At 40.1% G+C, this 25,688-nt stretch carries 21 protein-coding genes; all 21 read right to left on the bottom strand.

Annotated elements, in window-relative coordinates:
• Positions 1-58 precede the first annotated feature (58 nt).
• Positions 59-1,522 carry a flavin-containing monooxygenase gene (locus tag B9Y84_RS02895; RefSeq protein ID WP_085515589.1) on the bottom strand — a complete coding sequence of 488 codons (1,464 nt, stop codon included), beginning with the start codon at positions 1,520-1,522 and terminating at the stop codon, positions 59-61.
• Between the two features lie 214 nt (positions 1,523-1,736).
• Positions 1,737-2,264, bottom strand: a complete 528-nt coding sequence (locus tag B9Y84_RS02890; RefSeq protein ID WP_085515588.1) for a DsrE/DsrF/DrsH-like family protein — start codon at positions 2,262-2,264, stop codon at positions 1,737-1,739.
• Positions 2,265-2,283: 19 nt separating this feature from the next.
• A complete protein-coding gene (locus B9Y84_RS02885) occupies positions 2,284-2,595 on the bottom strand; it encodes a TusE/DsrC/DsvC family sulfur relay protein (RefSeq protein ID WP_085515587.1) in 312 nt (103 codons plus the stop codon).
• A gap of 16 nt (positions 2,596-2,611) precedes the next feature.
• A complete protein-coding gene (gene sqr / locus B9Y84_RS02880) occupies positions 2,612-3,904 on the bottom strand; it encodes a type III sulfide quinone reductase, selenoprotein subtype (RefSeq protein ID WP_085515586.1) in 1,293 nt (430 codons plus the stop codon).
• A gap of 172 nt (positions 3,905-4,076) precedes the next feature.
• The gene (locus B9Y84_RS02875; protein WP_085515585.1) at positions 4,077-5,873 is read right to left on the bottom strand and encodes a thiamine pyrophosphate-dependent enzyme; all 1,797 of its coding nucleotides are present in this window, start codon (positions 5,871-5,873) and stop codon (positions 4,077-4,079) included.
• An 11-nt stretch (positions 5,874-5,884) separates the two neighbouring features.
• Positions 5,885-6,847, bottom strand: a complete 963-nt coding sequence (locus tag B9Y84_RS02870) for a thiamine pyrophosphate-dependent enzyme (RefSeq protein WP_085515584.1) — start codon at positions 6,845-6,847, stop codon at positions 5,885-5,887.
• A 3-nt stretch (positions 6,848-6,850) separates the two neighbouring features.
• Positions 6,851-8,767: a 2-oxoacid:acceptor oxidoreductase subunit alpha gene (locus B9Y84_RS02865; protein ID WP_221406403.1), complete on the bottom strand. Its 1,917-nt coding sequence runs from the start codon at positions 8,765-8,767 to the stop codon at positions 6,851-6,853.
• 140 nt (positions 8,768-8,907) lie between these two features.
• Complete coding sequence (locus B9Y84_RS02860; protein WP_085515583.1) at positions 8,908-9,774, bottom strand: RnfABCDGE type electron transport complex subunit B; 867 nt, start codon at positions 9,772-9,774, stop codon at positions 8,908-8,910.
• Positions 9,775-9,784: 10 nt separating this feature from the next.
• On the bottom strand, positions 9,785-10,642 hold the full coding sequence (locus B9Y84_RS02855) for a ferredoxin reductase domain-containing protein (RefSeq protein ID WP_085515582.1): 858 nt from the start codon (positions 10,640-10,642) through the stop codon (positions 9,785-9,787).
• 12 nt (positions 10,643-10,654) lie between these two features.
• Positions 10,655-10,846 carry a hypothetical protein gene (locus tag B9Y84_RS02850; RefSeq protein ID WP_085515581.1) on the bottom strand — a complete coding sequence of 64 codons (192 nt, stop codon included), beginning with the start codon at positions 10,844-10,846 and terminating at the stop codon, positions 10,655-10,657.
• A gap of 9 nt (positions 10,847-10,855) precedes the next feature.
• Positions 10,856-11,440, bottom strand: a complete 585-nt coding sequence (locus B9Y84_RS02845; protein WP_085515580.1) for an electron transport complex protein RnfA — start codon at positions 11,438-11,440, stop codon at positions 10,856-10,858.
• The gene (gene rsxE, locus B9Y84_RS02840) at positions 11,437-12,078 is read right to left on the bottom strand and encodes an electron transport complex subunit RsxE (protein ID WP_085515579.1); all 642 of its coding nucleotides are present in this window, start codon (positions 12,076-12,078) and stop codon (positions 11,437-11,439) included. Before rsxE ends, B9Y84_RS02845 begins: the two co-directional genes overlap by 4 nt.
• Complete coding sequence (locus B9Y84_RS02835) at positions 12,071-12,742, bottom strand: RnfABCDGE type electron transport complex subunit G (RefSeq protein ID WP_085515578.1); 672 nt, start codon at positions 12,740-12,742, stop codon at positions 12,071-12,073. Before B9Y84_RS02835 ends, rsxE begins: the two co-directional genes overlap by 8 nt.
• Positions 12,739-13,752 carry an RnfABCDGE type electron transport complex subunit D gene (locus B9Y84_RS02830; protein ID WP_085515577.1) on the bottom strand — a complete coding sequence of 338 codons (1,014 nt, stop codon included), beginning with the start codon at positions 13,750-13,752 and terminating at the stop codon, positions 12,739-12,741. The genes B9Y84_RS02835 and B9Y84_RS02830 overlap by 4 nt, the downstream gene beginning before the upstream one ends.
• Positions 13,752-15,080 carry an electron transport complex subunit RsxC gene (rsxC, locus tag B9Y84_RS02825; RefSeq protein ID WP_085515576.1) on the bottom strand — a complete coding sequence of 443 codons (1,329 nt, stop codon included), beginning with the start codon at positions 15,078-15,080 and terminating at the stop codon, positions 13,752-13,754. The genes B9Y84_RS02830 and rsxC overlap by 1 nt, the downstream gene beginning before the upstream one ends.
• Positions 15,081-15,086: 6 nt before the next feature.
• Positions 15,087-20,045, bottom strand: a complete 4,959-nt coding sequence (locus tag B9Y84_RS02820) for a 2-oxoacid:acceptor oxidoreductase family protein (RefSeq protein WP_221406402.1) — start codon at positions 20,043-20,045, stop codon at positions 15,087-15,089.
• 22 nt (positions 20,046-20,067) lie between these two features.
• Positions 20,068-20,418 (bottom strand): HEPN domain-containing protein, encoded by a 351-nt coding sequence (locus tag B9Y84_RS02815; RefSeq protein ID WP_176223687.1) that lies wholly within the window; start codon positions 20,416-20,418, stop codon positions 20,068-20,070.
• A gap of 381 nt (positions 20,419-20,799) precedes the next feature.
• Entirely contained in the window at positions 20,800-22,002 is a 1,203-nt protein-coding gene (locus B9Y84_RS02810) for a M14 family metallopeptidase (protein ID WP_176223686.1), read from the bottom strand.
• Positions 21,980-23,905, bottom strand: a complete 1,926-nt coding sequence (locus tag B9Y84_RS02805; RefSeq protein WP_245830809.1) for a CBS domain-containing protein — start codon at positions 23,903-23,905, stop codon at positions 21,980-21,982. The genes B9Y84_RS02810 and B9Y84_RS02805 overlap by 23 nt, the downstream gene beginning before the upstream one ends.
• Before the next feature lie 200 nt (positions 23,906-24,105).
• Positions 24,106-25,347 carry an NAD(P)/FAD-dependent oxidoreductase gene (locus B9Y84_RS02800; protein WP_085515572.1) on the bottom strand — a complete coding sequence of 414 codons (1,242 nt, stop codon included), beginning with the start codon at positions 25,345-25,347 and terminating at the stop codon, positions 24,106-24,108.
• The gene (locus B9Y84_RS02795) at positions 25,348-25,599 is read right to left on the bottom strand and encodes a hypothetical protein (protein WP_085515571.1); all 252 of its coding nucleotides are present in this window, start codon (positions 25,597-25,599) and stop codon (positions 25,348-25,350) included. It lies immediately after the preceding gene.
• Positions 25,600-25,688: the final 89 nt, after the last annotated feature.

The following is a 25,688-nucleotide window of genomic DNA, read 5'->3' as shown; positions in this document are numbered from 1 at the left end:
TTTGTCTCTTTTTCATTAAATCATCAAGTCAGAAGCACAGAGCGAAGCGATTTAAACTTTATTTTTCTTCTTTTGAGCTATCAAATTGCAGCGCATGATCATTTATTCTACCAAAACGTGTGGCTAACATATCCATCAAATAGCTTTGATACACTCGCCACGGCCTTCTTTTTCCCTGCTTTGGCAAAACATCTTTGGCTCTTTCTATATAACCTGAATTCAAGTTTAGAAAGCTCTCATCAGAAGCCACATTTTTTTCATTAGGAACCACTACTTCATAGCCTTTTTTATCCATGAATTTCAAAAGTTTACAGAGATAATTGGCAGTCAAATCTACTTTTAAAGTCCAGGAGGCATTGGTATAACCAAAAGCATAAATGAGGTTGGGTATATTGCTGACCATCATGCCTTTATAGATCATGGATTGATTGACTTTTGCTACTTGGTCATTTACACTAAGGGCCGATCCCCCTAGAAGCTGCACCTTTAAACCGGTAGCTAACACCACAAGATCTGCTTCAATCATTTCTCCGGAATTTAGGCTGATCCCCTCTTCTGTAAAGTGAGAAATATGATCCGTAGCAACACTTGCTCTTCCTTCCTTAATTACGCTAAAAAGATCTCCATCAGGAACTACGCAGAGTCTCTGATCCCAGGGGTTATAGCTAGGGTTGAAATGTTTCTCCACTGGATAATCTTCAGGTAATTGCTTAGCTGCTGCCTTCATCAACATGCTCTTCATCCATTTTGGAAATACTCTGGAAAGTCCGTATGAAAACATCTGTAGCCCAATATTTTTCCATCTGGTAACTTTATATGCCCATTTTAATGAGATGTATTTTTTCAGACTGATAAACATTTGATTTCGGTTGGGCAGATTCATGATGTAGGTGGGAGATCTTTGAATCATGGTGACATGTTCTGCCCCGCCGGCAACCATAGCGGGAACTAAGGTAACTGCGGTGGCGCCACTACCCACAATGGCCACTTTTTTACCGGTATAGTCTAAATCTTCAGGCCAAAATTGAGGGACTACTATTTTTCCTTTAAAATCTTCTTCCTGCTTAAATTTAGGTCGATAAGATTCTTTATAGTCATAATAGCCCGTACAAATACTCAAAAATTTACAGTGATAACTGCTAGTGCCCTCTGATGTTTCTACTTCAAGTTCCCAAGCTTTATTTTGATCAGACCAGTTGGCATGAATCATTTTATGGTTAAAAAGAATATTCTTATCTATGTTATGCTCAGCAGTGGTGCTTTGAAGGTATTTTAAAATTTTATCACCGCTTGAAATAGATTCAGGATCATTCCATGGTTTAAACCGATAACCGAAGGTAAACATATCGGAATCTGAACGGACACCGGGATATTGAAATAGCGACCAAGTCCCTCCTATTTTGTTTCTTGCTTCTAAAATCTTGTAATTCTTATTAGGACATTTTTCATTTAGCCAATAGCCCATGCCGATGCCTGAAATACCAGCACCAATAATTAAAACATCATATACTTTTTTCTCCATTGATATATGTGATCTTCTTAATCAAATATAGAAGAATTAATGATATCTACCTATAGCTACTTTTTGGTTAATGATAAAGTATTGGATGTAAATTATTTGTGTAAAGAGATGTCAAAAAGAAACTGAAAGCTCTTATAACAAAAAAAAAGCAACTTTTTGACTGGCAACTAAAGCCAATCAAAAGAGCTGCTTTTTGATAGAAGAACTTTAAGGATCAAATGAATACCATATGAGTCCCTTCGCCTTCGGCTAGTTCATACATTTGCCCAACTGTGATGATATCTTTCACCTCAGGAACCAAATCATCTTTGGTGATGTGGAACATATCAGCAGCGAGTTTGCAAGCATAAATACCGCCACCTCCTGCTTCAATCATTTCCAGAAATTCGCTAACTGGCGGAATATCTAGTTTATCCATTTCCTTTTTCATCATGCTAGAAGCTAAGGCTTCAAATCCTGGTAGACCCCCGATCATGGTAGGCATACCTCTCATAAAAGCTGGGTTTCCTACTGTTGCGGTATGCAAATGATCTGCTTTCTTTTTGGTAATAGCATCTAAGCCGAAAAATGTAAAGAACATATTGGCCTCCATGCCCTCTGCTAATGCACCATTTGCCATAATTAATGCTGCATAAACGTCTTCCAATGTACCTCTGGCACAAATCACCATCATTTTTTTGACTCTTTTTTTATCTTTTACACTCGTATTATTTTCGAGAGTTTTTGTTTCTAAAGCTTCCATTATTTCTTAATTTAAAAGGTTATACACAGCTTACTGGTTTAGGAATCCCCGCTATTTTACTGGAGATTTTTAAGGGACCACCAGGAAAGAGAGCGTAAAACTCTTTGATATTCACCACTCCAGACTTCCCTACCTTTCGAATTGAAAGCGGTACTTCTTCCGCATGCTTGCTTCTCAAGAAATTCAAGACTTCAAAATGTTTATCGGTGAGGTCTATGTTTTCTTTCTTAGCCATTTCTATGGCTATATCTTCACTCCATTGAGATGGATCAGTGAAATAGCCTTCTTCATTTACCTTAATTTCTGCGTTGTTAATTGTTAATGTGTCCATGGTTTTGATGTTTTTGTTATAATAAAACTTCCTCTTGCTGAGGCTCTTCTTTCTCTTTATTTTCTTCTTTTTTAGGCGCTTTTTTTCCGCTCATACTCATATTTGTACTTACTGGTAAAGACTTACCAGTTAACAACATATGCCAATACACCCACTTGAAGGCTAATTTACCCATATGATTAATTCGTGTTTCCTTCAATAATCCCATTGGCCCTAATATGGGTATCGGAAATTGGCCGGGTAAAGGCTCGGTAGTATAGTTAAAGTCAATTAATGCTGCTTTCCCAAAGCCAGTTTCTATAAAGCAGTTGGCATGACCATCAAAATTTGCAGATAGAGGCTTATTGTTCATAAAATCCAAGATATTCTCTATCAAAATCTCCCCCTCAAAGTGTGCTACGGAACCTGCTTTAGAAGTTGGTAAGTTGGTAGCATCTCCAATCACAAAGATATTTTCATGCTCTTTATGTTGTAGTGTATGCTTATTGGTTGGGATAAAATTCAAATCATCCTCATCGCTCATATTGCTATTTTCGACCATTTCAGAGCCCATATTAGTAGGGATGCTCACCAGCAAATCAAAATCTACTTCCAAGCCATCATAAGACACGATTTTCTTATTCTCATTGTCAACATGCTCTATATAAAAATCAGGAACCACATGGATGTTCTTTTCTTCCATAAGTTGACTTAGCATTTTTGTTGCTATCGGTTTAGTGAAAGCTCCAGAAAGAGGGGTAACATATTGAATATCTACTTTATCTCTTATCCCTTTTTCAGTGAAGTAAGCATCTGCCAAAAAGGCAAATTCTAAAGGTGCTACTGGGCATTTTATAATGGTTTCAGCCAAGTTAATGACCAATTTTCCACCTTTCCAATCGCGTAGTTTTTTGGCTAGTAAAGTAGCACCTTCAAAGGTATAGAAGTCAAAAATATCCTTATACCAAAGTGGTCCATCCAGCCCTTCTGTTTCACTCGGAACAGGTTTAGTACCGGTTGCTATTACTAAGAGATCATAGGACAATTCTTTGCCGCTTTTAAGGATTACTTCCTTATCTGCTGCATTTATTTCTTCGACCTCATCCATAATAAAGTTAGTCCCCTTAGGAAAAAACTCCTTTCTAGTCTTGACTACATCGGAAGGTTGATATATACCGAAAGGAATGAACAAAAATCCGGGCTGATAATAGTGGGTGTTGTCTTTATCAATAATGGTGATGTCCCATTCCTCTTTATCTATTCTCTTATCAAGCTTATTGAGCATCATCGTGCCCGCTGTGCCTGCTCCTAATATTAATAGCTTTTTCATGATATGTAGATTTAAAGGGTTTTCTTCTTTTATTTACTACATAAATTTCGCGAATTATTTATCGCTAAACACTGATTATTAATAGCCAGAAAAGGTGATATAAGTCATGTATTTAGCAAGAAGTGTATTTATTACCTCTGCAATTGAAATCGAGAGTTAAGACTCTATAATTTTACAATTCTTCATCATTGAGCAAGGCCTTAACAAGTCGCTCAACAGCTTTCGAAGTGGCTTCTTCTTGAGCAGTTTCACTGATTTGCTGATTAGCTTGATCCATTTTTGCTTTTTGTTCTTCTAATAAAAGGGTCATTTCTCTCTCTTTTTGCTGTATAGCCTCTTTGTCCTTGGCTTTATTAAAACCTCCTAGCTCTTGTAGAAAAAGCCAAAAATCTAATCGCTCCTGACAAGAAACCACCCAAACATTAGGCACTGCAGCTCTGTGCAATTGGTTTTCCTCATCGATGAGCCAAATAAAAGGAATTTTACCATAAAGCTTTGCCTCATCTAATTCCAAATAGTCGCTAAGCGGAATTAAATAATCAGTGTTGTAAGCATCAGGTACTATCATCAGTTCCTTAACTTTTTGCGAAAAGCAAGCTTTATAGTCGGCATAGGTAAAGGCTGCAGTAATTTCGATTTTTTCGGTTTCAGAAGTATTTGCATTTAAAACAAAGTTCGGCCAGCTCTCTTCTGCTTTAATATTATCTGTCAAATCAAACCTTGCTCCCCATTTACTGCCTTTTGCAGGGTCATATTGGATAGCAGGAAAGTAACGGCTCGCATTTGCTGCTTTTGCCACGAGGTATTGACTCATTTCAGCTGATACATCCTGCATTGGTACAGATAGGTGACATAATCCTGGAGCTGTGGACTTGAAACAATTCGTTAATCCTTGGTGTACGTTCGAAGGATCAGCCATACTACTTTGGAAGGTATACACGTTGCGATGCGCCATCGCCAATGCAGCAACTTCTTGTCTGAATTGATGAGAGGCATCTTCCCACATTAGCTCTTGGTTGGGAGTAGAAATATGTTCGTGGTTTAATACTACCACCTTTATGGGTTTGTTTGATGCCATTAGACTTGAAAGAGAGCTTAGATGATCAAACACATAGGGTTGATTAACAACTACTACTATCGGATAAAAAAGCTTTAACTCTTCAGCCAATAATCGATACCAATTGAAGTCTTCAAAATAGTCTTTATGGATATCCTCTTGGTATTCCCCCTCAATTTCCAGTTTTGCTATTCGATAGGCTTTCATCAAGGAAGTAAAAGATTTCACTTCTTTCTGAAATAGCTTTTGACAATGCTCAAAAACGTCATCTTTGGTCTCAATTAGCAGTGTATTCTGAAAAAGCGGAGCTTTCTCCAGGCTCTTTTTAACTTCCTTTTCAAGCAGCACTATTCCTTCATGCTTACCAAATAGTTCCAGTCCTTCTTTCAATGTGCCAATTACTGAGATCAGACGAGATGACCGCGCTTGGGACAACTCTTCTCCCTTAGATTTTGGGATCATGTCCGCCATTTGATCAAAAGCAATCAACTCATTCGCAAAATCATAATCTCCTTTAAGTGTCTCAACTTCAGCGTCTTTATCTTCAATTTGCAATAATTTATTTAAACCTGTAATAAGTGAAGCTAATTGCCCTTTAAATGCTTTTCGATGTTCTTGATGGAGTTCTGAAAGCATAAAGTCAAGAAAGTAGAAAGGCGTTTTTTCCTCCAGCTCAATCACTGCTTTTTTGGAATTTCCCTCCAGTGTAAAAGGATATGCTGATTGCTTATCATCCAAAAAACGCAACAAGGCCGAAGAAAAGGACTCTTGATGCGAGTCAGAATGCTTTCCTGTTCTATAAAAATGCCTTAACTTTTTCCAGAAAGATTGCATTTCCAATTCAGGAGCAGGATCACTTTTCTTCCAATAAAAGGAAGAGGTATTTGGCGATAGCTTATTAGGAGTTTCCATAATACATTCTGTTAAATAGCATATTTATCCATAAGTGAGTTAATAGCGTTTATTCGGTCTTCAACCGGAACTCCCAGATTATGGGCACCATATTCATCATATCTAATAGCTTCTTTATTCTGGTAAAAAAGCCCTATAGGTGTAGTGGTCTTAACCAATTCGGCTACTTCTCTTGCTTTCACAAGATTTGATGGGTCATGCTCTTGAATATGTCTAAATTTCTTCAAGGCATTCTCTTCCAATACAATTCCATTCTCATGGTTCAAAACGGTTATAGCATCAGGATCTTTAACAGTAGGCTCATAGTTCTCTCGCATCCAAATCGGACATCTTTGCACTATTCGAACAAAAGCTAAACCAGGATGGTCGTAGGCCTTCTTAAGGGTAGCGTTCAAATGAGCGGGTTTCCAATCAACGGTTTGCGCCACAAAAGAGACATTTGCTAAGCCTAAGGTAGATTGTATAGGGTTTATAGGCGGAAGAACCGAGCCTGTCGGGTGAGTATTTGTATGGGTTCCCAGCGGACTGGTAGGAGAAGTCTGCTTTTTAGTCAGTCCATAAATAGAATTATCAAAAAGCAATACCACCATTTTCATATTATACCTGATCGCATGTACCCAATGCCCTGCACCAATAGAACAACAATCCCCGTCTCCTGTGATCACGAACACATGCAAGTCAGGTCTCCGAAACTTTATTCCGCTCGCTACAGGAAAAGCTCTGCCATGAAGTCCGTGAAAGCCGTAAGTCTTCATATAATGTGGAAACCGGCTACTACAGCCTATTCCAGATACAAAAACCGTTTTTTCGGGTGGTAATTGTTCATCAGTACAAAGCTTTTGCACGGAATGTAAAATAGTGTGCGCACCGCAACCAGAACACCATCGCGCCTTGCTGCTTGAATAGTCCTCGATGCTATAATGCTCTTTTTCTGGTATTTCTATATCGCAAAAATCCGGCTGTAAGCTAATCATGTCTTATTCTGTTAAAGTTAAATCAAGTTTCTTCTCAAGCATTTCCAATATTTGGATCGGGCTCAAGGGCTGACCATAGACATTGCTAAAGCAGTCTATGTCTGTTAGCGTTTGTGCCCGCAGGTACCAGGCTAATTGCGCATAACGCCTGTTCTCTTCTGTTATCAAGGAATTGCCAATGGTATCGCTATAGTTAATTTCCACCGTCATTACCTTTTTGAAATTTTTGAATATAGATTTCAGACCTGGTTCCATGGGACTTAAAAAGTGAAGATGGAGGCTACTAACTTTTGCCCCCCTCTCGCGTGCCCTTTCCACTGCTTCCTCAATTGCACCTCTGGTTGAACCCCATCCCACTAGCAATAAGTCACCTGATTTATCACCCAGTATCTTTGGTTCCTTGAGCGTTTTATGCAAGGCGGCCAACTTTCGGCTTCTGCTTTCAGCGGCACGTTGGTTGATAGAAGGGTCATAAGCCACATGACTCTCTTCATCGTGTGCAAGCCCTGTAAGGGTGTACATGCCTCCTTTTTGACCCGGGATCGGACGTTTGCTCAATCCGGTTTTTGGATCCCAATCGTAGGCCTTCACTCCTTCTTCCCATTTACTTTGATCAATTGGATCTGGAAACCAAGCTGATTTAATCTTAGGTCTGGGAAAGGGTTGCACACCAGTTGCTAGATTGGCATCGGTCAACACAAAGACAGGAGTCCTGAATGACTCTGCTAATTTTCTGGCTAAAATGATATAATGAAAGCACTCTTCAATGGTGGATGGAGCCAATACAATTTTAGGTGCATCACCTGCTGCCCCGTATAATACTGCCAAAAGATCGCCCTGTTCTACCTTGGTAGGCAATCCCGTTGAGGGGCCTCCCCGCTGCACATCCACAATCACCAGTGGAACCTCGGCCATAACTGCGAGTCCTATAAATTCGGTCTTTAGCGCTATCCCTGGACCTGATGTGATAGTGACAGCTGTTTGACCTGCGTATGAAGCTCCAATTGCGAATCCTATTGCTGCTATTTCATCTTCAGCTTGATGAATGAGGCCTCCTGCTGATTCCATTTTCTCGGCCATAGCATGGCTTGCTGAAGTGGCAGGTGTAATCGGATACATCGAACATACTTCAATTCCTGCAGCCATTACTCCTAAACTAACCGCCTCATTTCCATTCATCACGACAAAATCTTCTTTACTTACTTTACTTGCTATGGTAAAATGCATAGGGAGGTTATCGTTTGCATATGCATATCCGGCATGCAATAAGTCTATATTGCTTTGAATAATGTCATCACTCTTTTTACTGAATATAGCTTTGACCTGCGCAGCTGCAATATTAAGATCTCTGTCATAAATATTGCATAACAAGCCAAGCACCCACATATTCTTGCCCTTTCGAGGATCGCTTACGTGTTTTAGACATTCTTTTTCCATTGGGATTTCATGGATGATATAGCCAAGCGCCTTGAACTTTTGAATTGACTCCGTATAGGCTGCATTTGATTCTTCTGTATCGGTGGCCCATTTATTTTCAATGAGTAGATAAGTGCCAGGTTTATATGCATTTTGATCTATTCTACCATACAAAACTTGCTCATTTAAAGCCACTACCATATCGGCATGATCTCCCATATTGGTGACTTTCTTGCTGCCCATTCTTACCCTTATCCCAGAAGCACCTGCTTTTGACCTAGCTGGTGGGCGTATTTCTGCAGGGATAATTTCTACCGTCCATACGCCATTCCCCATTTTTGCCGAGATCGTCCCCAGGCTTTGACCACATTTTTGTGCTCCTTCCCCTGAATCACTGACTATTTCAACGACAGCCTCTCTAATTTGCTCCCTTTTAATTTTGACTGGCTCAGACTTTATGGTTTCAGAATTATTGCTCATGATTTCTACTTTATCATTAATCAATTAAGATAATTTTACGCTACTTTTCCCTGATGTAAATCATATGAAACAAGGATTAAAATCAACTCTTCCTGTTTAAACTACTTTTTGTCACGGATTCTACCTTTTAGGATTCCTACTGGCAACTGAAAAGCTTTAAGCAATTATGAATAGCCCATATTTCGCTCCCCTTTTCTCACGATCTTCTTACTGTCTTTGCCTTTGATAGCCCCTGCTTTCTTATCTAGCCAGACAATAGCCCCCGTTGGGCATCTTTGTATAGGTAATGGGGTTTGTTCTGCAATAGAATAATTAACCACAGGAAGGTTATATTCCATCGTAATCAGGTCTCCGGGAGCATCCATGGCACAGCGTCCACATGCAGTACAAGCTACCTGGCATTCCTCCAGCACTTCATCCCCTTTTTCGAGGTTTTTACAAGCCACCCATAGCTGGTGGCTCACCGGCTCTATTGAAAATAAGTCTTTTGGACAGACTTCCACACAATCTCCGCATGCCGTGCATTTGTCTACATCCACCACGGGCAGGCCATGTTCATCCATATGAATAGCATCAAAATCACAAACATTCATGCAGTCGCCAAAGCCCAAACAGCCCCAGAAACATCCTTTTCCACCTCCTGATACTAAGGCGGCAGCTTGGCAATTTTGCAAGCCTTCATATTCCGCTTTGTTTCTGGCCACATTTGTCCCGCCTGCACAGGCAAGACGAGCTACTTGTTTTTCTTCAGCTCCAACTGATACTCCAAGATAAGCTCCAATCTCGGCTCTTCCCTCGTCTGAGCTAACCGTACATTTTCCGGGTAAGACCTCACCAGAAACTAAGGCTTCAGCAAAAGGTCGACAGCCAGGAAATCCACAAGCACCACAGTTCGCATGCGGCAACATATCTTCTACTACATCAATGCGTGGGTCTTCGTAGACATAGAGTTTCTTGTTGGCAATTACCAACATGATTGACAAGACTAATGTCAATCCCCCTAATGCAAGTATAGCAATGATGATAGTCATGTAATATGATTTAATAAATTAATTCAACCCACTTTTTCCCTGCAACAAGCTCTGCTTTTCGGGCTTGCCATTTTTCCTCTGACCCCATAATTTCCGAAAATGCTTTATCAAGGCCTTCTTTAACTTTTGCATGCCCAGCAACATAGATATAGGTATTCAGAACTGATAACATATCAACTATCTCTTCGGCACGCTCTTCTATTGATTGGTCAAGGACAACCGTATCGTTCCAAAGTGGCCGAGGACTATAGGCGTGAATGGCCTTGAATGTATCTTCGCTATAGTAATTTGTGAGATCATCATCTTTTTCATTTTGATACAATAGCTCTAGGCCTGTTTTTGCCCCGTAAAAGAGAAGAATTCTGCCAGTCCAATCTTCAATATTATTATAAATATGCTTTATGAAGGCTCTAAATGGGGCAATGCCCGTTCCCATTCCTATTAGAATTAGATTGGCACTTCTGTCTTCCGGTATTTTAAAAGGCAGTTCATAAGGTCCGGTGATCGTGATTTTATCTCCCGCTTTCCTATCGCATAAATAGTTGGAGACAATTCCATCATAAAGCTCACCACTGAAAGCATCTACATAAGAGCAGCGCTTCACCAACATAGTTATCGTAGTATGGTTTTTAGTCCTTTTTGGAAGGTCTGCAACGCTATAGAGGCGCAGATGATCTGTATTCCCAAAGTCGTCATAAGATTTCACCAAAACACCAAAGCTTTGATCGATTTCACAACCAAACTCTGGATCTTTCACTTCAAGCACTAATTCTCGTACTTCTTCGCTATCTTCCGGACTTAGCCTTCGCGTCTTTTTAACAATTGCGAAATATTGCTTTCTAGTGTCGTAATCTGATAAATGTGCCATGGCTTTATCGTTTTAATTCTTTAATTCTACTTTTTTATTCTTACAAATGGTACCGCAACCACAACTTCCACAAGTTGATCTGCCAGCTAACACATCTTCATCCTTTTGCTGATCAGAAAAGGTCCTTCGCCATAGGTTCTGAATAATGACCCAAAGGATCATTAAGCCTGTAATACCGATTATTCCTATTAAATATTTTAACATAATTCTTAATCAATTACTTCCTAAACCTGAAAATCCCATAAAAGCCAAGGACAAAATGCCGGCTACTATCAAAGTCAAAACTGTCCCTTTAATTGCAGTGGGTACTTCAGCTAATTCAAGCTGCTCTCTAAGTCCTGAGATTAAAAGTAAAGCCAATGTAAAACCTGCCCCGGCACCCAAGGCGTAGACTATACTTTGAAAAAAATCATATCCTTTGTTCGTTTGGAACAAGGCAACCGCCAGAATTGCACAATTGGTGGTGATCAAGGGTAAGAAAATACCCAATGCCTTGAAAAGTGCAGGGCTCATTTTCTTAACAAACATTTCCACCAACTGAACTGTGGAAGCAATCACCACGATATAGCTGATCAATTGTAGAAATGGAGCATTGATCGCCACCAATAATTCATGAATTCCATAGGCACAGATCGAACTGATTAACATCACAAATGTGACAGCCGCCCCCATTTTACTGGAGGTTTCAATTTTTCCTGAAACACCAAGGAATGGGCAGATGCCCAGGAAGTAAGCTAACACGAAGTTGTTCACTAAGCAGGCACTGATGAATATCTGACTATATGATTCCTGATTCATGATTGAGCTCTTTTTTGTTTAATTAAATTGAAAATCAATAACCAAGCGGCCAGGGTAAAAAAACCTCCAGCCGGAAGGATCATAATTACCCACTCCTGAAAACCATCAGGAAACAAGCTAAATCCAAAAAACGCCCCGTTTCCCAGTATCTCCCGTACCGCTCCAAGGCTAAACAGTGCTATAATAAATCCAATACCCATTCCCAGTGCATCCATGATGGACTTTCCTACGGTGTTTTTTGAAGCAAAGGCTTCTGCCCTGCTTAATATCAGACAGTTCACCACAATTAGTGAGATAAATGCTCCCAAGCTTTTATGCAAATCCACGCTAATCGCTTGAATGACATAATCTGTAATGGTGACAAATGTGGCGATGATAAGAATGTAGGAAGCGATTCGTACTTCCTTAGGGATGAAATTCCGGAGCAAGGATACCAGAATATTGGACATCAGCAATACAAATGCCGTGGCTACTCCCATGGCGAGCGCATTTTCTGCTGTATTGGAAACTGCTAAAACCGGGCACATTCCCAATACTTGTACAAAAACCGGATTTTCCCTCCACAGGCCTTTAATGAACTCATCAGTGGAAGTGGGGACAGTTTTTAAGCTTTCGTTATGGTTTTGATTATTACTCATTATCGATATTTTTAAAAATGCTCCTATTCTTATGAATAATTGGCATCCACTTTTCTGCACTGCTTGCTATGATATCTTCTATAGCTCGAGAGGAAATGGTAGCCCCTGTAATTCCATCAATTTCATATTCATTTACTTTAGAGCCACTTTTCACGGTGGTCACTTTATTCTTAAGGGCATCTTTATCCTCGTTTAAGGAGACATCGAGATCAGTGAAGTTGTCGAGGAAATCAGGATCTTTTTCGATCTTATCACCCAGGCCAGGCGTCTCCTTACTTTCTAATACATAAAACCCTATAACCTCCTGTTGATCAATGCTATACCCATATATGATTCGTATAATGTCTGCATATCCCTGTCCCGCTGCAACGATGGCTAGTCCTTTGAAAACACCGCTATCGTCATAGCCAGCGTAAATGACATCTTCATCAGACTTATTCGCTGGTTTGAATGTATTGTCTTGATAAACATAGGGTTGCATTTGAGTACTTCCCGGAATAACTTTGAAAATAGCTTCTTTTAAGGCTTCTGCTCTCAAAGTTTCGATACGAGGTTTTGTGCCTTCATAGGTAAATACGATCAGCAGACCGCATAAAATACCGATTCCAGCCATAGCTCTGATCATTTTGAAACTGTTGGGCGCTATGGTCTCTTGCTTGTTCATGAGGTTTTTAATGAAGTACCGTAAACTCTATATCGAACTAATCTATCTATATGAGGTGAGATGGCATTACCCAATAAAATAGCGTACATCACGCCTTCCGGTAAACCTCCCCATAGCCGTATAATCACAACTAAAGCTCCAATGATAATTCCATAAATTATTACTCCCCAGCTCGTTATAGGGGAAGCAACCATATCGGTAGCCATAAATACCGCTCCCAACATTAAGCCACCAGAAAAAAGCATAAATAATGGAGAGGGATATTCTATGGGATCAATCCAATAAAGGATGCCACTGAATACGAATACAGTAGCGAGTATGGCTACAGGTATCCTCCAGTTCATGAAATTGCGCCATACCAAATACAATCCTCCCAGAAGGATAAAAACAGAAGATGTTTCTCCTGTTGATCCGCTCACTAAACCTAATGCTAAATCGCTTGCTTCAGAAGTGATTCCATCAAACTTGAATGCTGAAAGTGGTGTAGCTCCTGAAGTTCCATCAATAACAGGTTCCATAAAAGGGACTGCTAAGACTGCAGAATGAAGTGTGGTAAAACGTTCAGCAGAAAAGCTAGCGTACCAAGTCGTAATCGCAACCGGAAACGCCCCTTGCAACACTGCCCTTCCTACTAATGCAGGGTTAAATACATTGTATCCTAAACCTCCAAAAAGGAACTTACCCATACCTATGGCAAAGACACCACCCAAAAAGGTCATCCAAAGCGGGAAAATAGGTGGTAATGTTAAGCCCAAAAGCAGTCCGGTGATAATGGCAGACCAGTCAGAAACAGTACTCCTTTTATTAGCCAGACGGCATAAAATGTGCTCAGTAAGCAGACACGAAACAACTGCCGTAATCAGAACTAAAGCAGCATTCCATCCGAAAGCGTAGATCGAAAACAAAGCAGCAGGCATCAATGCAATAACAACATTTCGCATAATCACCTCTACACTAGTACCTTGTGCTAGGTGAGGCGATGTACTGATATGGAGTGTTTGCTTTTTCATCAGGCTACTTTTCGTTTTCGTACAATAGATTTTGATAGTCGGAAGTATTGCACTAATGGAATGTGGGATGGACATACATAAGAGCAGGAACCACATTCAAAGCAATCCATCAAATGATATTCCTCAGCCATTTTTTCGTAGGATTCAAATTTTGCAAGAATACCTAACTTCGAAGGATTTAATGAAAGTGGGCATGCATCTACACAGGCGCCACATTTGATACACGGGTAAACTTGAGGTGCTTGCTCAATTTGCTCTTTGTTAAAGACTACTATGCCGGAAGTTCCCTTTACAATTGAAATATCTAGATTAGCCACAGCAACTCCCATCATGGGTCCGCCCATATAGACCTCACTAACAGATTCGTCCACTCCGACCTGCTCCAATACATATCGAAGTGGTGTTCCAATGGGAATCAAATAGTTTCCTTTTTTCTTGACCCCTGGTCCTGTAATGGTGATCACTCGTTCTTGAATTCCTCTACCATGAGGCAATAGTCGTCCAATTTCAGCAGTAGTGGCTACATTTACGACCACCGCATTCACATCAATTGGCAATCCTCTTGAAGGCACTTCTTTTCCTAAGAGCGCTGTAATTAGCATTTTCTCTGCGCCTTGAGGATACTTTACAGGCACTACCTCTACTGAAATGGCTTCATTTTTCGGTAGTCGTTCCCGTAGCAAATCCGCTGCATCCTGTTTGTTTGCTTCAATACCAATAATGGTGCGTTTTGCACCGGTAGCTTTCATTAAGTATTTGATTCCTAAGAATATATCATCTGATTGCTCAAGCATTACCCGATGATCAGTGGTCAGATAAGGTTCACATTCAATGCCATTAATAATCAAAGTATCGCAATGTTTGCCATCAGGAATTTTCAATTTAGCATGGGTCGGAAATGCCGCCCCTCCCAGGCCTACAATTCCAGCCTGCTGGATACCTATTAGTATTTCTTCTGGTGATGCTGAGTCAATGTCAATTGCCTCGCCCTCTAATGTCTCCTGAGTGGAAGAAGGAAATGGTTCAAGATATATTCCTGTGGTCATCTTGCCAGAGATAGTCGGAACATAAGCAATTTTCTTCACCAATCCGCTCACGGGGGCATGTAACGGAACAGATAGATATCCATCTGATTCTGCCAAGATCTGTCCTCTAACGACCTCCTGTCCTTCTCTGATCACCAATTTAGATGGAGCTCCTATATGCTGAGCCAAAGGCAGAATAATCAAAGGCGCAAAGGAAAACTGTCGAATAGGTAACCCATTCGTTTCCTCCTTATTTTCAGGAGGATGTATTCCGTGCTTGAAAGTCTGTTTAGCTGTTTTCATAAGGGATTAATTAAATTTCTCTCCTCTTTTTATCCATTTTTCCATATCCTTAGCATTTGGATCGGCTGGTAATCCAGGATGAATCACTTGTGCGGTGCATTTTTCAGCTGCAGTCACCAAATCTTGGTATGGTCCTCCCTTAGGATCTTTGATATAAGCCTGCTTGTCATCGTTATAAGCAAATATCTTAGAATTGATGTTGATGCACTCATCACAAGAAGTGCACTCATCACTTTCTAGCCAAGGAGCTGATGTGGCTTCACTTGTTGCACTAGGCTCAGCTTTCGGCTGCGGACTATCAGCAACTGCCACATTCTCTTTCTTTTCAGTCTTGGTAGGCTGTGCAGCCGTTTTCTTCAATAGCTGATCTGCAGCAGGCATTGTAACACCATCTCCTCCAGCAAGCTGCATGAGCTTTTGAGTAATCTTACCGACCACCTCTGCTCTAATTCTGCTTTCTAGATCGCCATCTGAACCGCTTTCCTGCTTGGTGCTAGAAAGGTCGCGGAGCAGAATCCAGAAATCCCTGCGTTCTTCACATGATTCTACTATTGGTTTAGCCACCAATACTCTACTCAACTCGCCTGTTCTGTTAACCGCCCAAATAAATGGGAACTTATCCTCTCTTTCGCTTTCATTTAGCGCTAAGAAGTCTGTCAGCAAGATCATATTGTCGTTCCAAGAGTTGCGTGGTACATTCCTGAAATGTTTTCTAAAACGTCCCTCAGTTATGGCAAAATCGGCAAAGGTCATAGGAACCTCCATTGTTTTTTGGATGCCATTTTCCTCGTATTTCAACTCATAGGTTGGCCAATCTTGATCCATTGCAGGGTTTCCTGTAAGATCTAAAGCCTGCTGTACTTTTACCCCCAGATCAGGATTGTACTTAAATATTGGATAAGCTCTTGACTCTACCGCTAATTTTGCTTGATGTACCCCTAAATCATCTGCTACACCATGTTCTGGTTGGCAAGTAGTGTATAAGTTAAATAATGCTGGTCTTCGTGTAGTTAAACCGTCAATAAAACCTTCTATCATATGGCTGGTATTGGCCAGAGTAGCTTGCATGACATATGTATTTCGATGTGCCATTGCGATTAAGCCAATCTCTTTTCTTGGCTCAGCTTTTCCTTTCCATACCTGTCCGTATTGTGCCATATCAGAAATCTGTCCGATAAAGCCTGAAGTACAAGCTTGTCCACCTGTATTAGAATACACTTGAGTATCGACCACAATTACTTTGATAGGCTTGCCAGATGCCATCATACGGGATAGATTTTGAAAACCTATGTCATACATAGCCCCATCGCCTCCTAAAGCTACCACCGGTGGGCATAAGAGCCACTCCTCATCTGTAAATTGATGCCAGTTGAAATAGGTAAAGAAGTCTTTATCTTCTTCAGGACGGTATTTTCCTTTTAATTCCAGTTCTGCTTTACGGATAGTGGTAAAGCCTTCCGCCATTTTAGCCATATGCCCTTCGAAAATACCCATTGCCATAGAGGTTGAATCTTGAAATAGGTGATTAGCCCAAGGGAAAGGATAAGGATTGTAAGGATAAGTACTGCCCCAAACGGATGTGCATCCAGTGGCATTCGTCATGCCCATTGAAGACCTGCCCTTACCTGTGGTCCCATCAGTATACTTCCATTTCAGTCGCTTTAATTGGGAAAGTGTATGTGTTGTTTCCTTCAACCAATCTTGGTCAATTGGTTTGCTTCCACGTTCAGCTTCCAACTTGGCGGCAATGCCAGACATGGTTAAATCTGAATCATGTGTATCTTTAAGAATTCTTTCTATTGCATCAGTATCATTTATATTGACATTTTCTATTAAACGAGCCTGGATGTGTTGTTCCATCTGTTTAATGAGATCATCTAAATAAGCGATGTGCTTTTTAATGCGGGGCTGCATCAGAGACTCTAATGTCGCTGTAAATAAATGCACTACAGATTTTTCAGAACATCCTAAGCAGGCTCCATCGCCACTTGCGAAATTCATGTAGGCTTCTTTGTTTAAAAGCAAGGTTTCCAATGGCCCAATTTTCTCTTCCAGATCATCAATGCGATTGTACTTCTCTGGCGTTGTTGGCAGATCAGTCCATAAATCCCAGTCTTTTCTCAGTTTAGCAACGGTGCCATCGGTCTGGATAATAGGTCTTAAAGCGTCATCTTCGCAGACCTGAATACATTCGTTGCAGCCCTTGCAAGTGTTGGGGTTAATCGTAATGCTAAATAGACCTCCGCTATTGGGTGATTTCTTCTCATGTAGATCATAATATGGTCTGGTAAGTGCAAATTGAAAATCGCCTAGCTCTTCTCTAAACCAGCCCAGCTCTTGTACCATATCAGTCTGATCTTTATTCTCTTCAATCATCTGGTCAATAGCTTCTTGAATATAATTATTGACCGTTGCACCATTGCCTGATGAATTAAATTGTGTCCTTACTTTACCTTCCATTGTACGGACAGCTTTCTGCAAATGCTTTACACCTTCATTGTTCTTTTTCACCCGCTTCACCACTGTATCAAGCACATCTTTTAGTTCACTAACTAATCCAGGTATAGCGGTATCAGGGCAAACTGTATAACATTTACCACATGCGGTGCAATTATTGGCTATCCACTCCGGATGCTCGAAACGAATACCAGTCATATCACGAAATACTGAGGAAACTGCCGGCATTACGCTCAAGCCAATAAAGGGATCAGTAATATTATCATTTCCTATTCCTTGGGCATAGAAGTTACCTGTCTGCTCCCAAAAGCGATGGATGTCACTTAAGTTAGATTCACTTTTTGGCATCTCCTTCAACATTTGTGGAATCGGTATCCCTACTGTTCCATTGGCGTGGCCATTAGAAGCTGTTTGAACTTCTTTAATCGTAACTTCATTAATCTCTGTAAAACCACGTTTTACTACACGCATATTATCATCCACAACCCTTTGGCCTTTACCACCAAATTTGGATTGAAGTTGATCTTCAATGGCTTGCAATAATTCCTTTTCATTTAGTCCAGCCGTTTTCATCAATGGAGAGGCTGCAAAGAAGGCACCTTGGAAGGCAATTCCCTGCATGCGCAACTGAAGCTCAGGATCTGAAGCTTCCTCTCGGGCGATTTTAAAACCATCAATGTAGTAGACCCGGATATTATTCTTCACAATTAATTTTTGATACTGCTTTGGTATAGTAGCCCAAACTTCCTCCTGATTCGCTTTATCGCTTTGAATGATGAAACATCCTCCCTCTTTCAAGCCTGCCAATGCATTGGTATGTTTAAATACGTTAGGATCAGGTGACAATACCACATCAACAAAGTAGAATTCACAGTTCATGCGAATAGGTTCAGGAGCTGCTGCTAAGTAATAAGTGGTGGGTTGGCCTTTCTTCTCTGAACCATATTTAGGATTTGCTTTTATGTCATATCCCAGCAGATCATAAAGGGTCATCGCCAGGTTTTTACCAGTGGTAATAGCACCCCATCCACCAACAGAGTGGAAGCGAACGGTAGTAGCTCCTTTGGGCATAAGATTCGGACTCTCAGAACCATGCACTGCCAATTCTTTAACCTTCGGGTAGGCAGCTTCTATGGTTTCTTGATGAGCTCTTTGCTTAGGTGTGAAGGGATTGTCCCTAATAAAATCAATAGACAAATAGAATAACTTTTTATGTTTGCCATCGGGAAGCATATTTTCAATAGCCCCAATGATGCCTTCGGCCTGCAAATCACGGCTACCCATTCCAAATGAACCAGAATAGATTCTAGGTACATCTTTTGGCTGATAGGATTCGATTTCAGGATAAGACTTATCGGTTTTTGAAAGTCCATTTTCGAGGCATTTTGTCATCACGGCTCGAAGTTCACGGGCAATGGGCAAGTCTTCTGCTAATGGTTGATCCAGTCTTTCCAAAACCACTACTCCTTTTTTACCTTTTAGAATTTTTGATAAATGGTCAGCTGGGAATGGACGAAACATCACTAAATCCACTACCCCTACTTTGAGCTTTCGAGTAGTTCTAAGATAATCCACTACTGCTTCAGCGCTTGGGATAACACTGCCTTGACCTAATATAAGGTAATCAGCATCTTCAGCTCTATAGGACATAACCCGTTTGTAATTGCGACCAGTTAGTTGTCCATATTCCTTAAAAGCAAGGTCCGTCAAGTCTTTAATATGATCAAAAAAGAAAGGCCGTTGTGCAGCTACACTTTGCATATAAGAATCCTGATTTTGCACAATTCCAGCCATCACAGGATTGTCTACATCCCACAGCTCAGGAATGCGCCTGCGCTGATCTCCAAAGATTATCTTTTGAGCAGGTGTAGGTGTATCAATTAGATCATCCGGTCTACCCAAAAACTCATTTATTAGCTCCCGTTCAGGGATCAAAAGGCTTTCTATTAAGTGGGTGGTCAAAAATCCATCTTGGGCTATAATTCCAGGTGTAAGTGCCAACTCGGCCACCCGGTGGGCAATTACATTTAAATCTGCTACATGTTGTGCATTTTTTGCAAAGAGCTGGAAAAATCCGGTGTCATCTACAGCATGATAATCATCGTGTCCGGCATGCACATTGAGGGTTGATTTTGTCATGGCTCGCGTACCGATATTTAACACATAGGTTAGCCTTTTACCCACTGCAGCATACAAAGACTCGTGCATATAAGCTATACCTTGCCCAGACGAGAAATTTGCAGCCCGTTGGCCGGTCATTGATAGCCCAGCTGTAACGGCTGCGGCTGCATGTTCGCCTTCAGGCTCAATGAATATTAGAGGCTTGTTAGAAATATTGAGGTGTCCCTTAGCAGCTTCTTCTGCCCAATACTCTCCCATCTGGGTTGATGGCGTAATGGGATATGCCCCTGCAGCATCTGAAGATTCTCTTTCACACATGATAGCAGCAGTATTTCCATCCATAGCTGCAGATATTCCGGGATATTTGGGTTTGATACTTTTGCTCATAGCAGTGTTATTTAATTTTGAATTATTCTTCGCGAACCATTTTGCGTGTATTTTCAGCCATTGCCGTAAAGCTGTTGGCAGTATTTAGGCTCATCCAAGTGTCTTCACTCTTTGTAGGATTATAAAGAGGTGCAAGGTTTAGCTCATTGAATCTTTTGTCAATTGACCTACAGTTTGACAGCAGATCCTCAACATTTGAAGTTTTTTCAAACTCAACATCATTATCTAAAAGGAAACTTCCCAAATAATTTACGATAGCGTCATATGCATTCTGACAAACGCTGTAGTGTACTACGTCTTCTTCAGGCTTGCATAACTCATTATTGGCCCTAGCTAATAGCTCATCAGCTGTTTCTAGGAGGGTTTTAGTCATCGGTTCCATATTAGTCGGATTTTGTTATACAAATAAATCTACGAATTGGAATTGACTCATATTATGACATAAATCACGAAAATGGATGATTTTATATCGAGAGGACGTTGGCGTATGGGCGTATAGACTTTACTTTAACCTATAAGTTCTAACGTTGATCTGCAAAGAATCTACCATGCCGAATAATTATAAGAATGCCTTGAATGTTAATGAAATACTGTTTTAGAATGTCAATCCAAATGAAAGTATTTCATCCTTAATTTCTATACTTGTAGACAGATAAATAAAATTAGACGTGGAAGAATAATTTTTTTGTTTTTAAGCTTAAATTAACATAAACGAGGTATGAAAGTCTATTAGCATCATTCTCACATGAAATATTTAATTGAACCAGCTTTCCTCTTCATACTCCTTGGTACGTGAAGCAGCCTCTCTATTGCTCATCAAATAATAGTCTTCATTAAGTCGGATACTTCTGTAGCCCAGCAGATGGAAGAACTGTTTTGTGAAAAAACGAGCAATTCTTCTATTTACCTTTAATGTGGCCTGTTTTTCATAGGAAACTCCCGGTAGGTAGCGCAATAGTCTCTCAAAGCCCATATTTCGTAAGACTGCTGATAGTTTCAGAGCAAAAAGCGAGACTCTTTTTATAGCAAAGAAGCCTTCAGAGCCTTTAGCCTGATAAAGAGGCATGAAAATTCTTGAGCTGGTCTCAGCAATGACTGATTTGCTATTACTTAGAGCCAGCTTTTCTCCCTTCTTAATCCGCTGGAAATTTACATAGCCGGGTAGCATCTTAAAATCCTCACTTGGCTCAATTTTATAGCGATATAATATTTCAAAGAAATTTTGCGCGCTTATACTGTTTTTAGAAAGTATATTGTAGTACTCTTCAAAATCAATCTCCCCTTTTTCGATAAGTCCAGTAAACTGCATTGATAACATACAAAAAGCAAAATGATTATCAACTGAGGACTTGTCATCGTGTTGGCCTGCTTCAAAACCGAAGGCTACATAACCCAATTCATTAATATAGCTAAGTACAGGCCCTTCCAGATATTCTTCGATTCCTAGTATTGAAGGCAATGGATATAGACCGGTGAATCGCCTATTCAGCAGGCTATCGTTCATTACGATAAAAGGACTGGTTTCGCAGGAAGTGGTATGAAGATCAATAAAATAAAATGGGCCCTCATCCTGAGTTATAATATTTTTAATACACTTATATAATTCAATCTGTTCGATGGTGTCTTTATCTTCAATCGCTATTTCTCCCTTTTGTATTTGGAGCAATCTATCCTTCGTCCATAATCTGTTCAGATCCTGCTTATGGTATCTCTCGCCATGCTCCAATGCCCATAGACTTCCTGCGAGAGCATATAAATTTCCTTTTAAAGAGATCTTATTATTTTGTACAAAAGATATCAGACGGTCCAAGGCTAAAACTCCAGCGGGTTCATTGCCGTGTATACCTCCTATAAAAATCACGGAAGGCCCCTCACTAGTTGATCTGATTTTCCCAATAAAACGATCGACCTCTATGGTTTGTCTCAGTGCTTTACTATACACTTTTGCCATTGTCATAAGGTAGTATATCATCAATAGTAATAATTCCGACCATATGCTGGTCATGCGTAACCGGAACACAACCAATGCTATTCTTCTTCATGATCACCAGTGCATTTTCTATGGTAGTTTCAGGTCTGACGGTAATGATATCTTTGGTCATAATGTCTGAAACGGGCAATGCCTCAGTATTGCCTACATCTTTTCTATATTTTTCAAGATGTGACCAAGTAAGTAAGCCACACAGTTCTCCTTTTTTATTTTCTACTGGAAGATGATGAATGTTTTTCCACAGCATGACACTTGTGGCCAAATCGGCAAGATCATTTTCGGTAACTGTGAACAGTTCAGTGCTCATGATATGTGCTGCCATATAAGCAGCCTCATGCGCTTCCAAGCTAGGGTCCACCTCTGGCCAGTCATGAGATACATGACCTATCTTCTGATTGGCATGCATTGCTTTGGTTAGCATGAGTAGGGCATCATCTTTTTTATGTGTTTGCTTTAGCTTGCGGTAATTGCGGATGCACCAACGGGAAGCCGTTTCTTTGGTCAATCGTTCTTCAATGATCCCTAAATAATAATCTATATCCTCTTTCGCAATTTTAGCACGTTCTAAGCCCACACGAGCTATGGGCAAGAGCTCTTTCGTAATGAGCTCCCTAGCAGAATACTGCTCTCCCTTCCAGCGCAAAACAGATTCTTTACCAGTGCGTGCAGCCTTAATGAAATTTGATTTAGCATCTCTGAACTCCATCACGCTTTCCATATCATCAAATTCTTTCGGTCTGCCCATCATCATACCGATCCAAAACGCAAAATTTGCTATTTCATCTTTTACGGTTGGGCCCGCTGGTATATATCTATTTTCTATTCTGACATGTGCTTTGCCATTTCCTACTCCGTAGCAACACCTGTTCCAATGATAAATTGTGCCATTATGTAAATTGAGTGCCTGAAGCTTAGGAGTGTTTCCTTTGGCTAATTCCTCCGAAGAATTTTGCTCAATTTCTCTAGCGATTAGTAGTTTATATCGAGCAATGTCGTCTTTAAATATTTCAGCAATAGATCCTGATACCCATGCGTTTCCAAAAGTTACCCGTGCTCGTTGATCCTTAAGGGCAAAAGATGAGCTTCTGGTGTCAATACTTTGCTGAAAAAGTGCAATGCGGGTTTCACTCCATAATTCACGACCTAGAAGCAAAGGTGAATTACAGCATATGCTTAGTAAAGGTCCTGAAATAGCTTGTGCCCAGTTATAACTGGATATGAAGTCGTCAGGTGCAATTTGCAAGTGCATTTGAAAGCTAGTATTGCATGCTTCAAATAAAACAGAGTCGTGTATAATAGATAATTGATCAATTCCTCTGATTCGTAAATCAATATCTTTACCACGATGCGCCTTTATGGTATCATTGAGAGCGTAATACCGTGGGCTCGGAGTCATGAAATCCATCCCTAACTCATTCTTTGAAATAGTAGGTAATATACCGGCCAAAATCACTCTATTCTCTTTCTCAGCTGCAGCTGTAGCTGCTTTTTCTAAAAATAGATCGAGGCTTTTTTCATACTTACTAAAGCACTTACCCTCTAGTTTGATTGGGTCAAGATTAATTTCGAGGTTATAACGTGCTAACTCCGTGGTAAAATGAGGATCATTGATAGCTTCCAGAATTTCTACTGATTTTTGAGAAGGTCGCCAATTATTATTCACAAGACAAAATTCTTGCTCTGCTCCTATTCTAGTAATATCATCTTCGATCATACCCTGCTCAAGCATTTGCTCCAGCGACTTTATATCGGTGAGCAAATGTTCTATAAATGAAGTTCGAAGAGCATTATTTAAATCTAAGTTTACGTTTTGTTCACCCATTGTTGATACAGATTGCCTACCTATGTCTAATAAAAATAGATAATTCATAAGGAAAAAGGAAATACTTGGTTAATATTTCAACAAACGATGTATAACTAATAAGGGGAATAGGTTTCCAGATGATGAATGATAAAAACCTATCTAATAGGTAATTGAAATGTTCTGTTATACTAATTGATTTAATAAATATGTTTATGAGGTTTAATACTATTCGGCTGTTCAAAATTTCTGTATAGTATAGCGCTTTTCTATCTAATATCTCCAAACAAAAGCTTTAGGTAGAACCCCAGCTTCACCAACTCCTTTTTCAAATCCACATTGTCCAACATTGAAGTTAAGAGTGTTCTGACTGAGGAATTATTATTCGCTTGCTTCACAACAAAGTTAAAGAGTCTGGGGTATTTCAATAGCTTTTGTAGCTGTCGACTAACACGCAATTCATTCCACATTTTATGATAAATCATCTTATCATATTGCTTGAGAGCATCAGAAGTAAAGTTCTGATTTTCAAATGCTTTAATGATATATTCAGCAGCAATTCTCCCGCTTCTTAGAGCATTACCAATACCTTCTCCTGTAAATGGGTCAATCAAGCTCGCAGCATCACCTAACAATAGAAAGCGGTCTCCGGAAATAGGTCTCTTTTTGGAGCCAATGGGTAAACCAAAACCTTGAGGTTTTTCAAGAGGGATTGAATTTTTGAACCGATTCCTTAAGTGTGGTTTAGATTGAATAAGGTCAGTTAAAGCCTTTTTCAAATCAATTTTCCTTTTGCTTACTTCACTAGATAACATGCCCAAGCCTACATTTGCTTGTCCATTAGGCAAGGGAAATATCCAGAAGTAGCCGGGCAATAGTTCTTTATAAAAATGGAGTTCAATATGTTGATCCTCATGGAAACCGGAAACCCCTTCATAGTATTGTCTAATTCCTGCGCAATAGTGGTCTTTCTCTACTTTGATATTGCCAAGTTTTCTATTCACTATAGAATGCGCACCATCTGCCCCAACAATAATGGATCCACTGAACTTTGCTGTAGCCGTATTCAGTTCAATGCCATCCGAAGAACTTAGTATGTCAAGTACTTTTTCGCCCTGAAATATTTCAACATTAGACTGATTTTCAATCTCTTGAAAAAGAAAATGATCAAAATCAAGTCGTTTACTTATGTAACCTGCTGCATTTCCTTGATTGGGATTTTGGTAATTAATTGCTAGGCTAGTATGATTAGGAGCCACAAATCTGACTCCGTGAGAATCTATTTTCTCAGCAAATTTCTCAAATTTTTCCCCCAAAGACTCCTCCATTCTATAGAGCTGATTGACCACATCAGCACTGAGGGCATCTCCACAAATCTTATCTCGAGGAAAAGTAGCCTGATCTATAATCGCAATTTTTAAATCTTGGTTCCTAAGCTGATAGGCACAAGCAAATCCGGCGGGGCCAGCTCCTACAATAAGGAGATCGAAAACATAGCTTGAGTCAGTCATCTATGCTACTCTACTTTCTGAATACAAATCATAAGCCGCAACGAGCGATTCACGGCCAGTGGAGCTTTCATACCGCTCATATTTATGTATGCTCTCACGCTCTTCTACATATACCGCTTGGTATTCATCATCGTAGTTATCCCAAATGACTAGCATATACTTATATCCAATTTTGCTTGCCCTACCAATATTAAACCACTCTTCAAAAGTAGACTCTTCCAAAGGTTTCGGAAATGCTGCTCCGTTAAACATATTTTTTTTATTAACTTGAACCTTAAAATTAAGAGGTTCTATTCAGTTGTAACTGTGATTTTTATGATTTCTTTATTAGTACTTTCATA

It is taken from the genome of Marivirga sericea, assembly GCF_900177665.1.
Taxonomy (GTDB): Bacteria; Bacteroidota; Bacteroidia; order Cytophagales; family Cyclobacteriaceae; genus Marivirga; species Marivirga sericea.
This window is presented reverse-complemented; position numbering and strand designations above follow the sequence as displayed.